The sequence below is a fragment of the Massilia aerilata genome, assembly GCF_042656905.1.
Classification (GTDB): domain Bacteria; phylum Pseudomonadota; class Gammaproteobacteria; order Burkholderiales; family Burkholderiaceae_D; genus Telluria; species Telluria aerilata.
The window spans coordinates 620,077-640,076 of record NZ_JBHSMZ010000006.1; the positions used below are offsets into that span (position 1 = coordinate 620,077).

The 20,000-nt window shown below is 64.1% G+C and carries 20 protein-coding genes, 6 tRNA genes and 1 pseudogene; 11 read left to right on the forward strand and 16 right to left on the reverse strand.

The genetic code is table 11. From position 1 onward, the window contains the following. The first annotated feature begins 14 nt into the window (after window positions 1-14). From ACFPO9_RS11910 to ACFPO9_RS11955, 10 genes and pseudogenes are all read left to right on the forward strand, one after another. The gene (locus tag ACFPO9_RS11910) at window positions 15-401 is read left to right on the forward strand and encodes a SirB2 family protein (protein WP_379770923.1); all 387 of its coding nucleotides are present in this window, start codon (window positions 15-17) and stop codon (window positions 399-401) included. Between the two features lie 26 nt (window positions 402-427). Further along, window positions 428-1,027 carry a PAS domain-containing protein gene (locus ACFPO9_RS11915; protein WP_379770926.1) on the forward strand — a complete coding sequence of 200 codons (600 nt, stop codon included), beginning with the start codon at window positions 428-430 and terminating at the stop codon, window positions 1,025-1,027. A gap of 57 nt (window positions 1,028-1,084) precedes the next feature. After that, window positions 1,085-1,840: pseudogene (locus ACFPO9_RS11920) on the forward strand (PAS domain-containing protein); the annotation flags it as partial. Between the two features lie 50 nt (window positions 1,841-1,890). Continuing rightward, window positions 1,891-2,556: a response regulator gene (locus tag ACFPO9_RS11925; RefSeq protein WP_379771027.1), complete on the forward strand. Its 666-nt coding sequence runs from the start codon at window positions 1,891-1,893 to the stop codon at window positions 2,554-2,556. 211 nt (window positions 2,557-2,767) lie between these two features. Beyond that, window positions 2,768-3,490 carry a c-type cytochrome gene (locus tag ACFPO9_RS11930; protein ID WP_379770929.1) on the forward strand — a complete coding sequence of 241 codons (723 nt, stop codon included), beginning with the start codon at window positions 2,768-2,770 and terminating at the stop codon, window positions 3,488-3,490. Window positions 3,491-3,528: 38 nt separating this feature from the next. Continuing rightward, window positions 3,529-4,776, forward strand: a complete 1,248-nt coding sequence (locus tag ACFPO9_RS11935) for a c-type cytochrome (RefSeq protein ID WP_379771029.1) — start codon at window positions 3,529-3,531, stop codon at window positions 4,774-4,776. A 26-nt stretch (window positions 4,777-4,802) separates the two neighbouring features. Beyond that, window positions 4,803-4,994: a hypothetical protein gene (locus ACFPO9_RS11940; RefSeq protein ID WP_379771036.1), complete on the forward strand. Its 192-nt coding sequence runs from the start codon at window positions 4,803-4,805 to the stop codon at window positions 4,992-4,994. Continuing rightward, window positions 4,995-5,570, forward strand: a complete 576-nt coding sequence (locus ACFPO9_RS11945; protein ID WP_379770931.1) for a cupredoxin domain-containing protein — start codon at window positions 4,995-4,997, stop codon at window positions 5,568-5,570. Between the two features lie 16 nt (window positions 5,571-5,586). Beyond that, window positions 5,587-7,191: a cbb3-type cytochrome c oxidase subunit I gene (locus ACFPO9_RS11950; protein WP_379770934.1), complete on the forward strand. Its 1,605-nt coding sequence runs from the start codon at window positions 5,587-5,589 to the stop codon at window positions 7,189-7,191. Beyond that, window positions 7,188-7,985: a c-type cytochrome gene (locus ACFPO9_RS11955; protein WP_379770936.1), complete on the forward strand. Its 798-nt coding sequence runs from the start codon at window positions 7,188-7,190 to the stop codon at window positions 7,983-7,985. The genes ACFPO9_RS11950 and ACFPO9_RS11955 overlap by 4 nt, the downstream gene beginning before the upstream one ends. Before the next feature lie 230 nt (window positions 7,986-8,215). Here the strand turns inward: ACFPO9_RS11955 and ACFPO9_RS11960 are convergent. The 16 genes from ACFPO9_RS11960 to lepA all read right to left on the reverse strand — a co-directional run bounded on the left by ACFPO9_RS11960 (window position 8,216) and on the right by lepA (window position 18,853). Beyond that, window positions 8,216-8,289: transfer RNA gene (locus ACFPO9_RS11960), tRNA-Cys, on the reverse strand. A 72-nt stretch (window positions 8,290-8,361) separates the two neighbouring features. Continuing rightward, window positions 8,362-8,437, reverse strand: a tRNA-Gly gene (locus tag ACFPO9_RS11965). A 33-nt stretch (window positions 8,438-8,470) separates the two neighbouring features. Next, a tRNA-Gly gene (locus ACFPO9_RS11970) sits at window positions 8,471-8,546 on the reverse strand. A gap of 31 nt (window positions 8,547-8,577) precedes the next feature. Next, window positions 8,578-8,653: transfer RNA gene (locus tag ACFPO9_RS11975), tRNA-Gly, on the reverse strand. Between the two features lie 44 nt (window positions 8,654-8,697). Further along, a tRNA-Gly gene (locus ACFPO9_RS11980) sits at window positions 8,698-8,773 on the reverse strand. 50 nt (window positions 8,774-8,823) lie between these two features. Beyond that, window positions 8,824-8,899 (reverse strand) — tRNA-Gly (locus ACFPO9_RS11985). A gap of 85 nt (window positions 8,900-8,984) precedes the next feature. Beyond that, complete coding sequence (pgsA, locus tag ACFPO9_RS11990) at window positions 8,985-9,566, reverse strand: CDP-diacylglycerol--glycerol-3-phosphate 3-phosphatidyltransferase (RefSeq protein WP_379770939.1); 582 nt, start codon at window positions 9,564-9,566, stop codon at window positions 8,985-8,987. 219 nt (window positions 9,567-9,785) lie between these two features. Then, window positions 9,786-11,675: an excinuclease ABC subunit UvrC gene (gene uvrC, locus ACFPO9_RS11995; protein WP_379771031.1), complete on the reverse strand. Its 1,890-nt coding sequence runs from the start codon at window positions 11,673-11,675 to the stop codon at window positions 9,786-9,788. Window positions 11,676-11,904: 229 nt separating this feature from the next. Then, window positions 11,905-12,312: a holo-ACP synthase gene (gene acpS / locus ACFPO9_RS12000; protein WP_379770942.1), complete on the reverse strand. Its 408-nt coding sequence runs from the start codon at window positions 12,310-12,312 to the stop codon at window positions 11,905-11,907. A 14-nt stretch (window positions 12,313-12,326) separates the two neighbouring features. Then, the gene (gene pdxJ / locus ACFPO9_RS12005) at window positions 12,327-13,112 is read right to left on the reverse strand and encodes a pyridoxine 5'-phosphate synthase (protein WP_379770944.1); all 786 of its coding nucleotides are present in this window, start codon (window positions 13,110-13,112) and stop codon (window positions 12,327-12,329) included. Between the two features lie 5 nt (window positions 13,113-13,117). Next, window positions 13,118-13,933, reverse strand: a complete 816-nt coding sequence (recO, locus tag ACFPO9_RS12010; RefSeq protein ID WP_379770946.1) for a DNA repair protein RecO — start codon at window positions 13,931-13,933, stop codon at window positions 13,118-13,120. Between the two features lie 16 nt (window positions 13,934-13,949). Further along, window positions 13,950-14,855 (reverse strand): GTPase Era, encoded by a 906-nt coding sequence (era, locus tag ACFPO9_RS12015; protein ID WP_230021506.1) that lies wholly within the window; start codon window positions 14,853-14,855, stop codon window positions 13,950-13,952. A 25-nt stretch (window positions 14,856-14,880) separates the two neighbouring features. Then, a complete protein-coding gene (rnc, locus tag ACFPO9_RS12020) occupies window positions 14,881-15,672 on the reverse strand; it encodes a ribonuclease III (protein WP_379770948.1) in 792 nt (263 codons plus the stop codon). 34 nt (window positions 15,673-15,706) lie between these two features. Beyond that, the gene (locus ACFPO9_RS12025) at window positions 15,707-16,105 is read right to left on the reverse strand and encodes a DUF4845 domain-containing protein (RefSeq protein ID WP_379770950.1); all 399 of its coding nucleotides are present in this window, start codon (window positions 16,103-16,105) and stop codon (window positions 15,707-15,709) included. Window positions 16,106-16,124: 19 nt separating this feature from the next. After that, a complete protein-coding gene (gene lepB, locus ACFPO9_RS12030) occupies window positions 16,125-17,042 on the reverse strand; it encodes a signal peptidase I (protein WP_379770952.1) in 918 nt (305 codons plus the stop codon). A 17-nt stretch (window positions 17,043-17,059) separates the two neighbouring features. After that, entirely contained in the window at window positions 17,060-18,853 is a 1,794-nt protein-coding gene (gene lepA / locus ACFPO9_RS12035) for a translation elongation factor 4 (RefSeq protein WP_379770954.1), read from the reverse strand. A 188-nt stretch (window positions 18,854-19,041) separates the two neighbouring features. Here lepA and ACFPO9_RS12040 point away from each other — a divergent pair, with 188 nt between their 5' ends. Beyond that, window positions 19,042-19,995, forward strand: a complete 954-nt coding sequence (locus ACFPO9_RS12040; protein WP_379770957.1) for a hypothetical protein — start codon at window positions 19,042-19,044, stop codon at window positions 19,993-19,995. Window positions 19,996-20,000 lie beyond the last annotated feature (5 nt).

A 20,000-nucleotide genomic window follows, 5' to 3' on the forward strand; every position in this document is an offset into this window, starting at 1 on the left:
CTACAATTACCTCCATGGACTATCTACTGCTGAAACACTTCCACATGAGCTGCGCAGCACTGTCGGGCAGCTTTTTCATGCTGAGGGGAAGCTGGATGCTGACGGGCTCGCCCATGCTGATGCGGCGATGGGTGAAAACGCTGCCGCACTTCGTCGACACGCTGCTCCTCGCATCGGCCCTGGGCCTGGCGGGCTGGTCTCACCAGTACCCGGGCCAGTTCCCTTGGCTGACGGCGAAAGTGCTTGCGCTCGTGGTGTACATCGTGCTCGGATCAATCGCCTTGAAGTACGGGCCCGGCCCTCGGGTCCGTGCTGCCGCCCTGCTGGCGGCCTTGATGGTCTTCGCCTATATCGTCACCGTCGCCATCACCAGGAATCCTTTCCCTTTCGCGGCGTCCTAGCCGACAGCGCGAGCAAACTAGTACGGATGAACTACCCGGACTACACCTTCAAGCGGAAGATAAAACGCGGTCTCGTCGATAGAATCAAGTTCAATAACCACGGCAGTTTCTGCCTCTGCCCCTATGAGGAGCCCTCGATGACGGATGGTGTGGAGTCCGGGATTCTCAATGTCCTGCTGACAGGAGAGCCTTGGGAAGTCAGGAACCACAAGGCGACCTTACCCGCACTCGGTGACTCGGTCTGGGAAGGCAAGATCACCCGACTGCCACATGTCCCGGGCATGCCGCCCGCAGTGGCGGTATGGATACGCGACGTCACCTCTTCTGCACGAATCGAAATGTCTCTGCGCGAGCAGGTCGCCTTGTTAAGCGCGATCAGCGACAACTCGACCGATGTCATGTTCGCTAAAGATCGTCAGGGACGCTTGCAGTTTGCGAATCCGGCCGCCCTGGATCTCATCGGCAAGCCGCATGATGAAGTCATCGGCAAGACCGACGCCGAGCTGCTGCAGGACAAGCGAGCAGCTGAGCTCATAACCCGGAACGACCTGCGCATCATGGAAACAGGCTTAGCAGAGGAAGTCGAAGAACTCGTGCCACTGCCGGACGGCACACACCGCATTTAGCTGTTCCAGAAGCGTCCTTACCGCGACGCAGCCGGCCGGGTCATCGGCCTGCTCGGCGTGTCCAGGGACATTACCGATCGAAAGACCGCAGAGGAATCTGTCCGCAGCGCCCATGCCTCCCTGCAGCGTGTCCTCGACAGCATCACCGATGGCCTGGCTGTTCTCGATCGCGACTGGACATACACGTATTTCAGCGAAACCGGCGCAAAGATACTCGGTGTGCGCAGTGAAGACTTGATGGGGAAGTGTTTTTGGGACCTGTTCCCGCATGCCGAAAATCTCATGTTCGGCCGCGAATATCGGCGCGCGATGGAAGAAGACGTTGTGAGGCATTTCGAGGATTATTATCGTGCTCCGCTGAACAAGTGGGTCGAGTGCCATTGCTACCCGTCCCCTGATGGCTTGTCGATCTACTTCCGCGATGTGACCGACAGGCGCAAGGCGCAAGACGCCGCGGCGGAAAACGAACGGCGCATCAACGCATTGCTGGAGGCGTCGCCGGTCGGTTTGGCCTATGTCGCTGCCGACGGCCGCGTCCTGGTGATGAACGGCGAAGGCAAGCGCATCTGGGGTAATCCACCGCAAGCGGACAACACCGCCGAGTACGCGGAATGGAAAGGCTGGTGGGCCGACCAATCCGAGAGGCACGGGCAAGCGCTCGACTCGCACGACTGGCCCACGGCTCGCGCCCTTCGCGGCGAGCACGTGATCGATACCGCCATCGAGATCGAACCCTTCGACACGCCCGGCTCCCGTCGCTTGATCCTTCACCGGTCGGTACCGATCCAGGACGACAACGGCGCTGTTGCCGGCGCCGTGACGGCGCGGAGGTCCACATCGTCATCAGCCATAACGGCATCGGTATCGACAGTGAACTCCTTCCGCGTGTTTTCGAACTATTCACGCAGGCGACGAGGACGCCGGATCGCACGCAAGGAGGCCTCGGGCTGGGCCTTGCACTGGTGGACAGCCTGGCGCGGATGCAGGGCGGCCGGGTAAGCGCGTACAGCGGTGGTCTGGGTTGCGGCAGCCGCTTCGTTGTCGTGTTGCCGGTATTCGACCATCCCCCTGTCTCGGTCGGCCATGAAAGGCGAGCAGCATCGGGAGCAACGCCTGCCGGCCCCGAAACCCTGTCGATCATGGTCGTCGACGACAACACGGACGCTGCGGACATGCTGGCTGCCATCCTGCGTCTGCACGGTCATCTCGTGAGCGTGGAATATTCTTCGACTGCCGCGCTACGTACTGCGCGCGATACGCAAAGCGATCTCTATGTCCTCGACATCGGCTTGCCGGACCTCGACGGCTACAGCTTGGTGAAGGAACTACGTGCCATGCTGCGCAATGCGGACGCCGTGTTCGTCGCATTGACCGGATATGGCCAGGCGCACGACAAGATCCTCTCGAAATCTGCCGGCTTCGATTATCACCTGGTCAAACCTGTCGATATCGTTCATCTCGACTCGATTGTTCGGGCGGTTGCCGACGGCCGGCCGGGGAATGGTCGCCAAGAGACGGTGCCACGCTGACACAGTTATTGATTTACACTGTCAAAAACAGCAATTTAAAGCGCAGAATCGGCCCGCGCATCGTCATATTTGGCAAATCCTTCCTGCTCGATTTGACGATCGTGGGCGTGCGCCATCGTATGTGCGCGCTGTGATAAGTTCGATATCACGACGCTAACGAAACCAGCCTGGTGCGGCCATCCGCAAGAGGCCGGAACGTGGAACCATGCTGATGAAAATTCCGAACATAACGATCACGGTCGCACTTTCGGTTCACGCTGGCGCAGCGCTGGCCCAAGCCAGCGCCGCCGACCGCATACCGGACACCATGGAAGCGCGGGTTCAGGCCTGCACCGGTTGCCACGGCGCTCAGGGACGCGGCGTGGAAAACGTCTACTTCCCGCGCTTGGCCGGCAAGCCGGCCGGCTACTTGTACAACCAGCTGGTGGCCTTCCGCGACGGCCGGCGCAAGTATGTCCCCATGAATTATCTGCTGGCCTACCTGCCCGACAGCTATCTGATGCGGATGGCCGAGCATTTCGCCGCCCTGAACCCGGCGCCGCTGGTGCAGCCCGCCGTCTCGCGCTCGGCGCAGCAGCTTGCCGAAGGCCAGCGCATCGTCACCCAGGGCCTGCCGGGGAAGAAGATCCCGGCCTGCGCCACCTGCCACGGGGCCGAGCTGGGTGGGCGCGAGCCCGGCATCCCCGGCCTGCTGGGCCTGCGCGCCGACTACGTGAGCGCACAGCTCGGCGCCTGGCGCTTCGGCGTCCGCACGGCGCTGGCGCCGGACTGCATGCAGTTCATCGCCTCCAGCCTGAGCGAGACTGAAGTGGCGGCAGTATCCGCCTACTTGTCCTCGCTGCCGGTGACGGCCTCGCGTCCGCTGCGCCAGCCCGGCATGCGGCTGCCGATCGCGTGCGGCAGCCAGCCGCAGAAACAGGAGGCCAGCCGATGAACATCTACAGGAAAGCGCTGCCGGCTGTCCTGCTGGCCATGCTGGCGGGCGCCGCCTGGGTGGCGCCGTCGCTGGCGCAGAGTCAGGCACAGCCCAGGGCAGCGGCCCAGCCTCGCCAGCAATCGGTCGTCGAGCGCGGCAAGTACCTGGCCCAGGCCGGCGACTGCATCGCCTGCCACACGGTGCCTGGTTCGAAGATCTTCTCCGGCAACCGTCCAATGCCGACGCCCTTCGGCACCCTGTACGCGCCGAACATCACGCCCGACCGCGAGACCGGCATCGGCAAGTGGAGCGCCGGCGACTTCTACAACATGATGCACACCGGCCGCTCGCCCAAGGGCTACCTGCTGTATCCGGCCATGCCCTTCGCGTCCTACACCAAGGTCACCCGCGCCGACAGCGACGCCATCTTCGCCTACCTGCGCTCGGTCCCGGCGGTACGCCTGCAAACGCGCGAGCACGAACTGCGCTTCCCCTATAACAACCGGGCCCTGCTGCTCGGCTGGCGCACCCTGTACTTCAAGGAAGGCGAGTACCAGCCCGACCCTCGCCGCTCGGTCGAATGGAACCGCGGCGCCTACCTGGTGCAGGGCCTGGGCCATTGCGCGATGTGCCACACGCCGATCAACGCGCTGGGCGGCTCCTCGCAGGAGCGGGCCTTCCAGGGCGGCCTGATCCCGATGCAGAACTGGTACGCGCCTTCGCTCACCTCGAACCGCGAGGCCGGCCTCGGCGACTGGGCGCTGCAGGACATCGTCGACCTGTTGCAGAAGGGCGTGTCGAACCGCGGCACCGTCTACGGGCCGATGGCCGAGGTCACCTTCAACAGCCTGCAGTTCATGAGCGACGAGGATGTGCGCGCGATGGCGGTCTACCTGAAGGCGCTGCCGGCCGACCAGGGCCCCGCTTCCGATCCGGCCGAGGCCCCGGCGCGCGCCGACGTCAACCAGGCCTACTCCGAAGGACGGCGCATCTATGCGGCGCGCTGCGCCAGTTGCCATGGCGCCGAAGGACGCGGCAAGCTGCCGCACTATCCGCCGCTGGCGCGCAACCAGTCGATCGGCATGAGCTCGGCCGTCAATCCGATCCGGATGGTGCTGAACGGCGGCTACCCGCCCGGTACCCGGCGCAATCCCATGCCTTACGGGATGCCGCCCTTCGCCCAGGACCTGAACGACAACGAGGTCGCTGCGGTGGTCACCTTCATCCGCACCGCCTGGGGCAACCGCGGGGCGCCGGTGAACGCGCGCGAAGTCAACCAGCTGCGCTCGGCCACGGTCGAATAAAAGTCGAATGACATCAAGGAGGACGCGTGTTTCTCGAACCGACTGACATGACGAATGGGGGCGCCGCCGACAGCGCAGCCGAGCAGCGCCGGATCGACGAGATTGTCGCCCGCGGCCCCGGCGGCGCTTTCGCACTGGCCGGCATCGCGACGGCGATCGTGATGGCGATCTGGGTCGCCTTCTATTTCTTCGTTTTCGTAGCGCGCGGAGGTAACTGAATGGCAGGCAGCGAACACACCCACCCGGGCGCCGACGTTGCGGCGAGGGCCGAGGCGCGTTGGGCCTGGATCGTCGGCGCCATCATCCTGTTCCTGCTGGCGATGATGGGCTACATGAGCCTGCACTGGGCCTCGATGCCGCCGACGCGCACCGAGACCATCGACCCGACCACGCTGCACATCGCCGGCGAATTCGTCGAGACCAACCTCGGCTCGGTGGCCGAACCGGACGGCACGGTAACGGTACGGGTGCTGGCCAACCAGTATTCGTTCACGCCGCAGTGCATCGTGGTGCCGGCGAATACGCCGCTGCACTTCCGTGGCACCGCCGCCGACGTCGTGCACGGCTTCTCGGTCAGCAACAGCAACGTCAACGTCATGCTGGTGCCTGGCTACATCTCGAACTTGCAGACCAAGTTCGAGCACACCGGCGAACATGTGATGCCCTGCCACGAATACTGCGGCACCGGCCACGCCGCCATGTGGGCGCATGTGAAGGTCATCGGCAAGGACGAATTCATGCGGCAGGCCCGGCTTGCCGCCGCGGCGGGAAGGAGGATGAGCTGTGTTCAGTAAGGAATCCAGGCGGCTCGTGCTGTCTCACTTCTGGGTGGCCTTCGCCGCCTTCTTCGTCGCTCTCCTGCTGGGCGAATGGCAGATGTACATCCGCAGTCCGCTGCGCGACTGGATCGGCAATCCCGAGCTTTATTACCGCTCGGTGACGGCGCACGGTTCGGCGATGGGCTATGTGTTCCCGACCCTGGTGGCGATGGGTTTCGGCTATGCCATCGTCGAACTGGCGCTGAAGCAGCCGCTGGTCGGGCGACGCTGGGCCTGGACCGGCTTCACGCTGGTGGTGCTCGGCACCGTGGTGGCAATGACGCCGGTGTCGATGGGCCTGGCCACCGTGCTGTACACCTTCTATCCGCCGCTGATCGGCCATCCCGCCTACTATATCGGCGTGGTGCTGGTGGTGGTCGGCTCCTGGATCTGGGTGGCGCTGATGTCGGTCAACCTACGGGTCTGGAAGAAGGCCCATCCGGGCGAGGCGGTGCCGCTGCCGATGTTCGCCAACCTGGCCGGCGCCTACCTGTGGGCCTGGACCTCGGTCGGCGCCGCGGTGGAGATCCTGTTCCTGATCCTGCCGGTGGCGCTGGGCTTCAAGAACACCATCGACGCCGGCCTCGCGCGGGTCTTCTTTTCCTGGACCCTGCACGCGATCGTCTACTTCTGGCTGATGCCGGCCTATATCGCCTTCTATACACTGGTGCCGCGCGCCATCGGCGGGCGCCTGTACAGCGATATCATGGGGCGCATCTCCTTCGTCCTGTTCCTGGTGTTCTCGATGCCGATCGGGATGCACCATCTGTTCCAGGATCCCCAGGTCGGCTCCGGAATGAAGTTCCTGCACGCCGTGTTCACCGCCATGGTGTCGGTCCCGACCCTGCTGACGGTGTTCACCATCACCGCCTCGGTCGAGATCGCCGGCCGGCTGCGCGGCGGCACGGGCGCGCTGGGCTGGGTCAAGGCCTTGCCCTGGCGCAATCCGATGATGCTGGCAGTGGCCTTCTCCTTCATCCTGCTGGGCTTCGGCGGGGCGGGCGGCCTGATCAATATGAGCTACCAGCTCGATTTCGCAGTCCATAATACGCAGTGGATCACCGGCCACTTTCACCTGATCTTCGCCGGCGCCATCGTGATCATGTATTTTGCCGTGGCCTACGACTTGTGGCCGCATCTTACCGGCCGCGCCCTGGTCCAGGACGGCATGATCAAGGCCCAGCTGTGGTTGTGGTTCGTCGGCATGATCATCCTGACCTTCCCCTGGCACGTGGTGGGCGTGATGGGCATGCCGCGCCGCATGGCTTATTACGACTACACGAATCCGGAAATTGCACCGCAGGCCATAACGGTCTTGATCAGCTTCGTCGGCGGCCTGCTAATGGTGATTTCCGGCCTTCTGTTCCTGCTGGTCCTGCTGCGCGGCCACCGCAGCCGGGTCATCGAGCTGCCCGAGTTCCGCTTCAGCCAGCCGGTGCACGCGGTCGGGCGCGTGCCCGTGGCCCTGAACAGCTACGCACTGTGGCTGGCGCTGATGATCGGCCTGTCGATCGTCAACTACGGCTATCCGATCGTCCAGCTGGCGTCGCTGAAGCAGACCTCGGTGCCGGCGGTGCCGGTAGGAGGCAAGCCGTGAACGAGCCGCTGTTCTCCCTCAAAAACCGCTGGTTCACGATCGGTGTCGGGGCGGTCGTGCTGGTCTTCGTGCTGGCTTTTCTCGTCGGCCTGGTGTGGCTGCCGCGCGCCCACGCACAGGATCCGAATGCAACGCTGTGGGACGCGATCTGCAGCGCCGCCGGTGCGCCGGCGCGCTACCAGAACCCGGCCCTGCCCGACGAAAAGGCGGTGTATCCGAGTAGCGTGATCGTCAACAGCCAGATGATGGGACCGGTGGACGCCGCCTCGGTTGGCCGCGGCGCCACCCTGGCCCTGCAATGCAGTATGTGCCACGGCGCGCGCGGCACCGCCTCGGCCGGCACCGACGCGCCCCACCTGGCCGGGCAGCCACCCACCTCCACCTACAAGCAGCTGCGCGACTTCAAGTCCGGCCACCGTCCCAGCTCGGTGATGCAGCCGCTGGCGACCAACCTGAGCGACCAGGACATGCACGACCTGGCAGCCTTCTACTCGCAACAGACGCGCGAGACACTGATCCAGCATGCGGCCCTGCGCGAGGAAGTGCCGCGCCTGGTCAGCAACGGCTCGCCGATGCGCAATATCGGCGCCTGTGCGACCTGCCACAGCCCCGGCGTGGCGCGCGCCGCCACCCCGGTCCTGGACGGCCTGCCGGAAGCCTACCTGCGCGACCAGCTGAACGCTTTCAAGTCGGGACGCCGCGCCAACGACATCAACCAGCAGATGCGTAACGCGGCGCACCAGTTGAGCGAGCAGGAGGTGGATATCCTGGCGAAATATTACTCGGCGCGTTGAACAAGCGGCGCGGTCCCGAAGCGCACGAGCGAATCACGATCACGCCGACAGGCACGAATTGCGCTTAGTATTGAAGAGCTAGACCCTTCGTTGATATCGGTCGACTTACTGAGCTCAGGATTCCGACATAGACGGCCTGTAGGCCGTCTACGTGTGCGGTGCACCGCAAATTCGATGCGATGTTCAAACGGACTCAACTCAGCGTGAAACGCTGTCCTACTGGGAGAATTTGGAGGCGAGGACGGGAGTCGAACCCGTCTAGACGGCTTTGCAGGCCGCTGCATAACCGCTTTGCTACCTCGCCCGAGGAGACTTGACGATGCTGACCTGGCGGGTTATCGACCACATCAACACGGGAAGGAACTTCCCTGAATTCTGGAGCGGGAGAAGAGTCTCGAACTCTCGACCTCAACCTTGGCAAGGTTGCGCTCTACCAACTGAGCTACTCCCGCTTAGGAGTATTACCAACAAACCGGATGGATGACTGGAGCGGGAGAAGAGTCTCGAACTCTCGACCTCAACCTTGGCAAGGTTGCGCTCTACCAACTGAGCTACTCCCGCTTAGGAGTTCATCACATCATTCGTAAAACACTGGAGCGGGAGAAGAGTCTCGAACTCTCGACCTCAACCTTGGCAAGGTTGCGCTCTACCAACTGAGCTACTCCCGCATGGAGTCTTACTATCTACTACTTACCGCTGCTCCAGCCTGAACTGGAGCGGGAGAAGAGTCTCGAACTCTCGACCTCAACCTTGGCAAGGTTGCGCTCTACCAACTGAGCTACTCCCGCGTCGCTGGAACTTGCGATTATAACTTATTGCATCTATCACTAGCAAACTTTGGAGCGGGAGAAGAGTCTCGAACTCTCGACCTCAACCTTGGCAAGGTTGCGCTCTACCAACTGAGCTACTCCCGCTTCGTTTCGTTCGCTGCAATGTCTCGCAACAGGCAGGCATTATAGAGATGCTGAGCACTGTGTCAAGGATAGCTCCGTAGAAATCTTACAGCGCCCCCGATTTTTCCTTGATCAGCGGCCAGGCACGGCGCAGATAGTAGAACATCGACCAGACCGTCAATACGCCGGCGATCCACAGCAGGATGTCCCCTGCCATGTGCATGTCGAGCACGGTAAAGATCGGATCGTGGAACAGCAGCATCGGGATCGCGACCATCTGCACCGCGGTCTTGATCTTGCCGAGCGAGCTGACCGCCACCGACTTGCGCGCGCCGATCTCGGCCATCCATTCGCGCAGCGCCGAGATGGTGATCTCGCGGCCGACGATGATGAAGGCGATGATGGCGTTGACCCGGTCCAGCTGCACCAGCACCAGCAGCGCGCCGGCGACCATCAGCTTGTCCGCGACCGGATCGAGGAAGGCGCCGAAGGCCGAGGTCTGGTTCCAGCGCCGCGCCAGGTAGCCGTCGAACCAGTCGGTGATGGCGGCGACGATGAAGACCAGGGTCGACGCCAGGTTGCGGTCGGCGAGCGGCAGCCAGTGCTCGGGGAGGTAGTAAACGCCAACGACCAGCGGGATCAGTGCGACGCGTAACCAGGTCAGGAGAATCGGGATGTTGAAGGGCATATTGCGGCTTGGTGATAGTAGCGCCGCTAGTCTACATGGCTCTTGCCTTTTGAACCAGTTGAACTCATCCAAAGGAACGTCGTCCCCGCGAAGGCGGGGAGCCAAGTTCTGCGTGAGCTGTCGAAATGCGTGCAAACTTGGATCCCCGCCTTCGCGGGGATGACGTTGGAGAAGGCGCGGGGACGACGTTGGAAAGGGCGCGGGGACGACGTAGAAGGCCTAGTGCAGCTGCCGATAAATCTCTTCCGCCAAGGTACTCGAAATCCCCTCGACCGACATCAGGTCCTCCACGCTCGCGTCGATCACCCCGCGCAGGCCGCCGAAGCGCGCCAGCAGCTTCTGGCGGCGCTTGGCGCCGATGCCCTCGATCTCCTCCAGGCGCGAGGCATTGCGGGCCTTGGCGCGCTTGGCGCGCATGCCGGTGATGGCGAAGCGGTGGGCTTCGTCGCGGATCATCGCCACCAGCATCAGCGCCGCCGATTCCTTGCCCAGTTCCTGCGGGTCGCGGCCGTCGGCGAAGATCAGGGTCTCGAGGCCGACGCGGCGCCCCTCGCCCTTGGCCACGCCGACGATATTGCCGACGTCCAGGCCCAGTTCCGAGAACACCTGGCGCGCCATCTCGACCTGGCCCTTGCCGCCGTCGATCAGCGCGATGTCCGGCATCACGCCCTCGCCGCCCGCGACTTTCTCGTAGCGCCGCATCAGCACCTGGCGCATGGCGGCGTAGTCGTCGCCGGGCGTGATGTCGTTGATGTTGTAGCGCCGGTATTCGCCGTTCTGCATCTGGTGGTGATGGAACACCACGCAGGAGGCCTGGGTCGCTTCGCCGGCCGTGTGGCTGATGTCGAAGCACTCGATGCGGAGTTGCTCGAGGTCGTCGATCTCGAGCCCCAGCGCGTCGGCCAGCGCGCGCGTGCGGGCCTGCTGCGAGCCCTGCTCGGACAGCAGGCGCGCCAGCGAGATCTCGGCGCCCTTCTGCGCCAGCTCCAGCCACTGGCGGCGCTGGCCCTGCGGCTGGAACACCAGGTTGATGCGATGGCCGCACTGCTCGGTCAGCGCGGCGATCAGCTCCGGCATGTCGAAGAAGGTGTTGAGGATGAAGGTGCCGGGGATGAACTTGTCGCCGTAGTGCTGGGCCAGGAAGGCGGCCAGCACTTCGACTTCGATCGGGCTCTCTTCCAGCGCCTCGCCGACCTGGGTCGGGAAGTAGGCGCGGTCGCCGAGGTGGCGGCCGCCGCGCACCATCGCCAGGTTGACGCAGGCGCGGCCGCCCTGCACCACCACGGCGATGATGTCGACGTCGGCGTCGCCCACCGTTTCCATGCTCTGGGCGTGCAGCACCTTCGACAGCGCCTGGATCTGGTTGCGCACCGAGGCCGCCTGCTCGAACTTCAGGTTTTCGGCAAAGGCGAGCATCTTCGCGTTCAGGTCTTCCAGCACCTCGGTCTGGCGCCCGCGCAGGAACTTGGCGGCGTTGTCGACGTCGCGCCTGTAGTCCTCGGGCGCGATCAGGTCCACGCAGGGGCCGCTGCAGCGGCCGATCTGGTGCAGCAGGCAGGGACGCGTGCGGTTGTGGAACACGCTGTCCTCGCAGGTGCGCAGCTTGAACACCTTCTGCAGCAGCTGCATCGATTCCTTCACCGCCCAGGCGCTCGGGAAGGGACCGAAGTACTGGTTCTTCTTGTCCAGCGCGCCGCGGTAATAGGCCATCCGCGGGGCGTCGCCGCCGGTGATCTTCAGGTAGGGATAGCTTTTATCGTCCCTGAACAGGATGTTGTAGCGCGGCTTGAGGGTCTTGATCAGGTTGTTTTCCAGGATCAGGGCCTCGGCCTCGCTGTGCGTGACGCTGGTCTCCAGGCGCGCGATCTGCGAGACCATCATCGCGATGCGCGGGCTGGACAGATTCTTCTGGAAGTAGCTCGACACGCGGTTCTTCAGGTTGCGCGCCTTGCCGACATAGAGGACCTTGTCCTCGGCATCGAAATAGCGGTACACGCCCGGCAGGCCGGGCAGTTTCGAGACCGTGGCCAGCACCTGCTCGCGAATCGCGGCGCCCGGCTTCGCGCTGACCGCGTCCTTGTTGATCGTGGCGTTGAGCTCTTCCTTCATCGCCTGCCAGCCGTCCGGCCGGGCGCGCGGCGATCCTTCGGGCTGGCCTTCGGCTTTCGCGCGGTTCTTCACGGCGCGGGCGCGCTTCGATGGGGCTTCCGGCTCGGCCGGGTGGACCGGCATCGCGGCGCCGCCGGCGGCCACATACGCGGCCGGGGCTTCATGTACTTCGGGAGCCGCCGGCAGTTCCGGCTGCTCATCTGATCGAACTTCCTTGGTCACTTGAGTACTAATCCTTTTGCGCCGGGGCCTGGGTCACGATCACGAAGGCGACGCCGTATTCCGCTTCGTCGCTGATCGTCACCTGCGCCGAGAGCCGGTGTTCGCGCATGAATTCTTCGAGCGCGCCGCTGCAAACGATGACGGGTTTGCCGCCGGGAGCGTTGACAATTTCAGCCGAGCGCCAGGTCATGGGCATGTGCATGCCCAGCCCGATCGCCTTCGAGAACGCCTCCTTGGCCGAAAAGCGCGTGGCCAGGAAGCGCAGCCCGCGCACTTCGTGCTTGGCGCGGCGGGCGAGGTATTTCTGCATTTCCTGCGGTCCGAGGATCTTCTCGGCGAAGCGGTCGCCGTTGCGCGCGAGGGCAGACTCGATGCGCGAGATCTGGACGATGTCGGTGCCGATCCCGTAGATCATGGCTGCGCCTCCGCTCAGGTCTCCGCCGACGGATTGCCGAGCGCGACGCCGAGGCGCGCGTCGACCATGATGGCCTTCATCTCGCGCACCGCGTGCTCCCAGCCGACGAACAGCGCATGGGCGACGATCGCGTGGCCGATGTTCAGCTCGTGGATCTCGGGGATGGCGGCGATCGGCTGCACGTTGGTGTAGTGCAGGCCGTGGCCGGCATTCACGCGCAGGCCGTGCTGGATGCCGGCGCGCACGCCCAGCTTGATGCGGGCCAGTTCGCGCGCGACGGCTTCTTCGTCCTCGGCCTCGGCATAGCGGCCGGTGTGCAGCTCGATGACCGGGGCGCCGACCGCGGCGGCGGCGGCGATCTGCTGTTCGTCGGCGTCGATGAACAGCGAAACGCGGATGCCCTCGGCGGCCAGCTGCTTCACCGCGGCTTCGACGTCCTTGTAGTAGCGGATCACGTCCAGGCCGCCCTCGGTGGTCACCTCTTCGCGGCGCTCGGGCACCAGGCAGACATCCTGCGGCCTGACCAGGCACGCGAAGTCGACCATCTCCTGAGTCACGGCCGCTTCCAGGTTCATGCGCGTCAGCAGCTGCGGACGGATCGCCAGCACGTCGGCATCCTTGATGTGGCGGCGGTCTTCGCGCAGGTGCAGCGTGATCAGGTCGGCGCCGGCCTGTTCGGCCAGCAGGGCCGCGCGCAGCGGGTCCGGATACACGGTGCCGCGCGCATTGCGGACGGTGGCGACGTGGTCGATGTTCACGCCAAGGTCGATGACCTGGCCGGTCGGGTGCAGGAAGCTCATGTTTTTTATAATTGCATCAAGTCGATAAGGATCTGGCGCGTATTCAGCGGCGCGCCACCCAGGTGGTAAGCCAGCAGGAAGCGCATCAGCTGCTTGCTCTGCGCCTGCGTCTGCGGGTCGCCGTAGTGTTCGTTTTCCATGTCGAGCAGGGTCTTGCCCGCGACCACAGGCCAGGTATCCCCCGCCTGCGCCCTGCGCGCACCGCGCTCCGGGTCGACGACGTAGGCGCCGTCCGGCTCGACCCGCGCACGGGTGCCGGTGTCGCGCGTCAGGTCGGCGGCAACCCCGGTCTCCTTAAGTAAGGCCCTTTCGAACTTTCGCAAGACGATCTGCACAGGTTCATTGTGCGCCAATTCGTTGAGCGTCGCCACGTAGTGGTCGAACAGCTTCGGATGCGGATCGTCGCGCGCCAGCAGCTTGACCAGCAGTTCGTTCAGGTAGAACCCGCACAGCAGCGCGGTCTTCTCCACCGGCAGCATGCCGCCGACCCAGTCGGCGTCGATCAGGGTGCGCAGTTCGGACTTGCCGGAAAAGGAAATCGACAGCGGCTGGAAGGTCTGCAGCACGCCGCGCAGCTTGGACAGCGGCCGCTTGGCGCCCTTCGCCACCACGCCAATGCGCCCATGATCGCGCGTGAACATGTCGACGATGAGGCTGGTTTCCTTGTAGGGATAGCTGTGCAGCACGAAGCTGGGCTGGCCCAGCACGCGGGTGTCGCGCGCCGGCGCGCGGCGGCGTTCGGCCTTGGGAGCGACATAAACAGCCGCAGCCTCCTGCGCCTGGGCGGGTGTGGCGCCGTTCTGCTCGTCCTGGCCGGCCATGCGGTGGGGAACCGGCTTACTCGTAGCCGTAGGCGCGCAGGCCGGCTTCGTTGTCGGCCCAGCCGGACTTCACCTTGACCCAGATTTCCAGGTACACGGGGCCGTCGAACAGCTTCTCCATGTCCAGCCGCGACTGGGTCGAGATTTCTTTCAGGCGCGCGCCCTTGTTACCGATGAGCATGGCCTTGTGCGTGTCACGCTCGACCAGGATGGCCGCGAAGATGCGGCGCAGGTTGCCTTCCTGCTCGAACTTCTCGATCAGCACCGTGCTGGTGTAGGGCAATTCGTCGCCCACCAGGCGGAACACTTTTTCGCGCACGATCTCGGCGGCCAGGAATTTCTCGCTGCGGTCGGTGATGTCGTCGGCGCCGAAGATGGGCGGATTTTCCGGCAGATGGCGCTGGATCTCTTTTTCCAGCGAATCGACCTGGAAGCGCAGCTTGGCCGACACCGGCACGATGGCGGTGAAGTCGCGCAGGCCGGCCACTTTCGCGGCGAAGGGCATCAGCTCGGCCTTGTCCTTCATGCGGTCCGATTTGTTGATCACCAGGATCACCGGCACGTTCTTCGGCAGCAGGTCCAGCACCTGCTGGTCGGCCGGGCCGAAGGTGCCGGCTTCGACCAGGAACAGGACCACGTCCGAGGCCGTCAGCGTGTTCGAGACGGTCTTGTTCAGCGTCTTGTTCAGCGCGTTGGCGTGGCGGGTCTGGAAACCGGGGGTATCGACGTAGATGAACTGGGCGTCGTCATGGGTCTGGATGCCGGTGATGCGGTGGCGCGTGGTCTGGGCCTTGCGCGAGGTGATCGACACCTTTGCGCCGATCAGCACGTTCATCAGGGTCGACTTGCCCACGTTCGGGCGGCCGACGATGGCGATGTAGCCGCAACGGAAGCCTGGCGGGGTGTGGGTCTCGGTGTTCATGCTGCTTGTTTCCTAAGTGATTCGATCAATGCGGGCGCTCGCCCTGGACGCCGGCCTGCTCGGTGCTCTGGTCGGTGGCGATGCCGGCCAGTTTCAGCTGGGCCGAGCGCGGACGGTTCTTGCGCGCGCCGCCGGGGGCCTTCTGCATCGCCTGCTCGGCGACTTCGAGCGCCAGCCTGGCCGCCGCCTGCTCGCCGGCGCGGCGGCTGCCGCCACGGCCGAAGACCTGGATGCCGAGCTTGGGCACCAGGCACTCGATTTCGAATTCCTGGCTGTGGGCAGCGCCATGGGTCGCCACCACGTTATAGGTCGGCAGCGAGATCTTTTTGCTCTGCAGGAATTCCTGCAGCAGGGTCTTCGCATCCTTGCCCAGGGTGCGCGGGTCGACCGAGTCCAGCAGCGGGATGTAGAAGGCGCGGATCGCGTCGCGCGCGCTGTCGAAGCCGCTGTCCAGGAAGATCGCGCCCAGCAGGGCTTCCAGCGTATCGGCCAGGATCGAGGGACGGCGGAAGCCGCCGGATTTCAGTTCGCCCTCGCCCAAACGCAGGAATTGCGAGAGCTCGAGCTTCTGCGCGATCTCGTACAGCGACTGCTGCTTGACCAGGTTGGCGCGCAGGCGCGACAGGTCGCCCTCGGCCAGGTCCTTGAAGCGCTCGTACAGGACCGAGGCGACCACGCAGTTGAGGATCGAATCTCCAAGGAACTCCAGGCGTTCGTTATGCAGGCTGCTGTGGCTACGGTGGGTCAGCGCCTGCTGGAGCAGGCTGGGGTCCCGGAACGTATAACCGAGGCGCGTTTGCAGTAACTGAAGATTCATTGTCATTTCATGTGGCCGGGCCCTGCCCGGTTTGTTACTTGGTGGCCGGTTCGGCCTTCGCGGCCACCTCGCCACTCGGATCGGTGGTGCCGGCGAAATCGAACAGCAGGCTGAGGTTGCCGGCCACGGGAATCCGCTTCTCGTAGGCGAAGCTGACTTCGGCCTGGCCATTGTCGCGGGTAATCACCAGGTCCTTGGGCGAAATCGCCGTGATGTTGTTGATTTCGGCATTGCGGGCGAAGGCCTGCTGGATCTCACGGGTGCCGCCGCCGGCCGCCTTGGCCGCCGCGATGGCATTCTTGATCGAGCGGTATTCGGCCCAGGCCGGGAACACCTTCATCGCCAGCACCGCCAGGAAGCCCAGCACCACCAGCACCACGATCAGGCCGGACAAGGAAAAGCCGGCCTCCCTACCCATCTTTACTTGTCGCATCTGCGTCCCTCCGCGGAGTTCAGTGGATACCGCCGATGCGCTTCAGGTTTCCGAAGTTCATCCAGACAAACACAGCCTTGCCGACGATGTTCTGGTCGGGCACGAAGCCCCAGTAGCGGCTGTCTGCGCTGTTGTCGCGGTTATCGCCCATCATGAAATAATTGCCCTCCGGTACGATACAGGTAAATTTATCGTAGGAATAGGTGCAATTCTCGTGATGCGGGAAGTCCGGATCGACCGCTGCCAGGTTGATCGTGCGCTGCCCTTCCATGTTCAGGATACGGTGCGGCGCATTCGCCAGCTTTTCCACGAACTGCTTGTGGTACACGGGGCGCTCGTCGTCGAGGTAGTCGTCCATGGCTTCGTACTGGACCGGCACCCCGTTCACGCTCAGGCGCTTGTTCTCGTAGGTGATTTTATCACCGGGGACGCCAATGACGCGCTTGATGTAGTCCTGGCTCATGTCCTTAGGGTATTTGAAGACCATGACGTCGCCGCGCTGCGGGTTGCCGACCTCGACGATCTTCTTGTTGATCACCGGCAGGCGGATGCCGTAGTCGAACTTGTTCACCAGGATCAGGTCGCCCACCAGCAGGGTCGGCACCATCGACGAGGACGGGATCTTGAAGGGCTCGAACAGGAAGGAGCGCAGGAAGAACACCAGGGCGATGACCGGGAAGAAGCTGCCCGAGTACTCGACCCAGGTCGGCTGGCGCAGGATGGACGCTTCCAGCGCCGCGCGGTTGCCGCTGTCGACCTTGATGCCGTCCGCGGTCAGCTTGGAGCGGTGGGCGTCGTACTCGGCCAGGGCGGCGTCGGCTTTCGCACGGCGCTGCCTGGACAGCACGAACACATCGAGGAACCAGATGACGCCCGTGACCAGCATGGCCACGAACAGGATCAATGCAAAATTACCGAGGATCGGTTGCAGATTCATCGCTTGTTATTCTTTCCTTATTTATCTTCGACCTGCAGAATGGCCAGGAAGGCCTCTTGCGGGATCTCCACCGAGCCGACCTGCTTCATGCGCTTCTTGCCCGCTTTCTGCTTTTCCAGCAGCTTCTTCTTGCGCGAGACGTCGCCGCCGTAGCACTTGGCCAGCACGTTCTTGCGCAGCGCCTTGACGTTTTCGCGCGAAATGATGGTCGCGCCGATCGCGGCCTGGATCGCCACGTCGAACATCTGGCGCGGGATCAGTTCGCGCATCTTGGCCGCCACCTGGCGTCCGCGGTAAGGCGCGTTGGCGCGGTGCACGATGATCGCCAGCGCATCGACCTTTTCGCTGTTGATCAGCATGTCGACCTTCACCACGTCGGCGGCGCGGTTTTCCTTGAACTCGTAGTCCATCGAGGCATAGCCGCGCGAGGTCGACTTGAGGCGGTCGAAGAAGTCCAGCACGATCTCGGCCATCGGGATTTCGTAGTGCAGCTTGACCTGGCGGCCGTGGTAGGCCATGTCCATCTGGACGCCGCGCTTGCCGTTACACAGGGTCATCACCGAACCGACGTACTCCTGCGGCATGTACAGGTTGACGTCGACGATGGGCTCGCGCACTTCGTTGATCTTCGACGGCTCCGGCATCTTCGAGGGATTGTCGACGCGGATGATGCTGCCGTCGCGCATCTCGACCTCGTAGACCACGGTCGGGGCCGTGGTGATCAGGTCCATGTCGAATTCGCGCTCCAGACGCTCCTGCACGATTTCCATGTGCAGCAGGCCGAGGAAGCCGCAGCGGAAGCCGAAGCCCAGCGCCTGCGACACTTCCGGCTCGTACATCAGGGCGGCGTCGTTCAGCTTCAGCTTTTCCAGCGAATCGCGCAGCGCGTCGTACTGGTTGGCTTCGACCGGGAACAGGCCGGCGAACACCTGCGGCTGGACTTCCTTGAAGCCGGGCAGCGGGCTTGAGGCCGGCTTGGCGGCGTGGGTCACGGTGTCGCCCACCTTGGCGGCGGTCAGTTCCTTGATGCCGGCGATGATGAAGCCGACCTGGCCGGCCGACAGTTCCGGCAGCGAGACCGAGCGCGGCGTGAAGATGCCGATGTTCTCGACCAGGTTCACGGATTCGGTCGCCATCAGCAGGATCTTCTCCTTCGGACGCAGGGTGCCGTTGACCACGCGCACCAGCATCACCACGCCCACGTACGGGTCGTACCAGGAGTCGACGATCAAAGCCTGCAGCGGCGCGTCCGGGTCGCCTTGCGGCGGCGGAACCTTGGCGATCAGGGTTTCCAGCACGTCTTCCACGCCCAGGCCGGTCTTGGCCGAGCACACGGTGGCGTCGGACGCGTCGATGCCGATCACGTCCTCGATTTCCTTCTTGGCGTTGTCCGGATCGGCGTGCGGCAGGTCGATCTTGTTCAGGATCGGCACCACTTCCACGCCCAGGTCGAGCGCGGTGTAGCAGTTGGCCACGGTCTGGGCTTCCACGCCCTGCGAGGCGTCGACCACCAGCAGCGCGCCTTCGCAAGCCGACAGCGAGCGCGAGACTTCGTAGGAGAAGTCGACGTGGCCGGGGGTGTCGATCAGGTTCAGGTTATAGGTCTGGCCGTCGCGCGCCTTGTATTGCAGCGCCGCGGTCTGGGCCTTGATGGTAATGCCGCGCTCGCGCTCCAGGTCCATCGAGTCGAGCACCTGCGCATCCATCTCGCGGTCCGACAGGCCGCCGCACAACTGGATGATGCGGTCCGCCAGCGTCGATTTACCGTGATCGATGTGGGCAATGATGGAAAAGTTACGTATGTTTTTCATTAACAAAACTCAGAACCAAAAAGTGCGGCGAGGCCTCTTGAACAGGCGCTGCGGCAGTCGAAAAAAGCGAACCCTGCATTTTACCGGATTTCAAGTCAGAAAGCCCGGATTGCCTGCTATCAAGTATTTATCGGCGGCGCCGATAAGCATGCGAGACCCTTGACTTACGCTTACCCACGGCGCCGACCATGATTATCGCCCCGGACCCGCAGACCTGGAAAGCGCGCCAGCGCCTGCCTCTTCACGAGCGCATCCTGGCGCTGCCGCCCGAAGTATGCGAACTCGTACACAAGGTGAACCTCGCATCAAACCTCGATGCGGCGCCGGTGCCGGCCGTGCCCACCCCTTCCCTGCGCCAGCAACTGGGCGAGGCGATTTGCGGCATGCCGGCCAGCGTGCTGGAACTGATCGAGCCGCTGCTGCTCGGCGTGTGTATCGGACACGGACTGGGCTCCTCCGGCATCACCGACATCGTCGCCGATGCGGAGGGCCGGATCCTGGGCTGCGTGGTGCTGCTCGACATCGGCATGCTGGCGCCACATGGCGCGAATTCCTGGGCGAGCTGGAAAGAAAATCTCCCCTTCCTGCCTGACGGCGACTATACCCTCTCGGCGACGATCGCCACGCCCGCACGCGACACCCGCGCCGGCGCCATGCAGTATCTGCTGCTGCATGAATTCGGCCATGTGCTGACGGCGGGCTACGCCTTCCTGCCCGCGTGGTGGGCGCCGGTGCCGGCGCAGTCCTTCGCCTGGCTGGACCTGAGCTGGCGCGTGGTCGACGGCCGCTTCCTGCCGCGCGCGGAATCCGATTTCGAATACCGCGGTGTGGTGGATTTCTATGGGCAGCGGAAACTGGGCGGCGACGCGCTGGTCACCGCCTGCGCCGGCCTCGAGCAGAGCGACTTCGCCAGCCTGTACGGCGCCACCAATCCCTACGACGATTTTGCGGAGTGTTTCGCGAGCTATGTGCACCGCGAGCTGCTGGGCCAGCCTTCGTCATTGGACGTGCTGGCCGGCGGCCAGGCCGTGGCGCGGCTGGACGGGTTCTGGGAGAGTCCGCGCAGCCAGGCGAAGCGGCGCCTCATGGAATGCATGCTGGGCGTCGAGGAAGCCAGGGCGCCGGCCGCCCTCGCCGCCTGATTCGG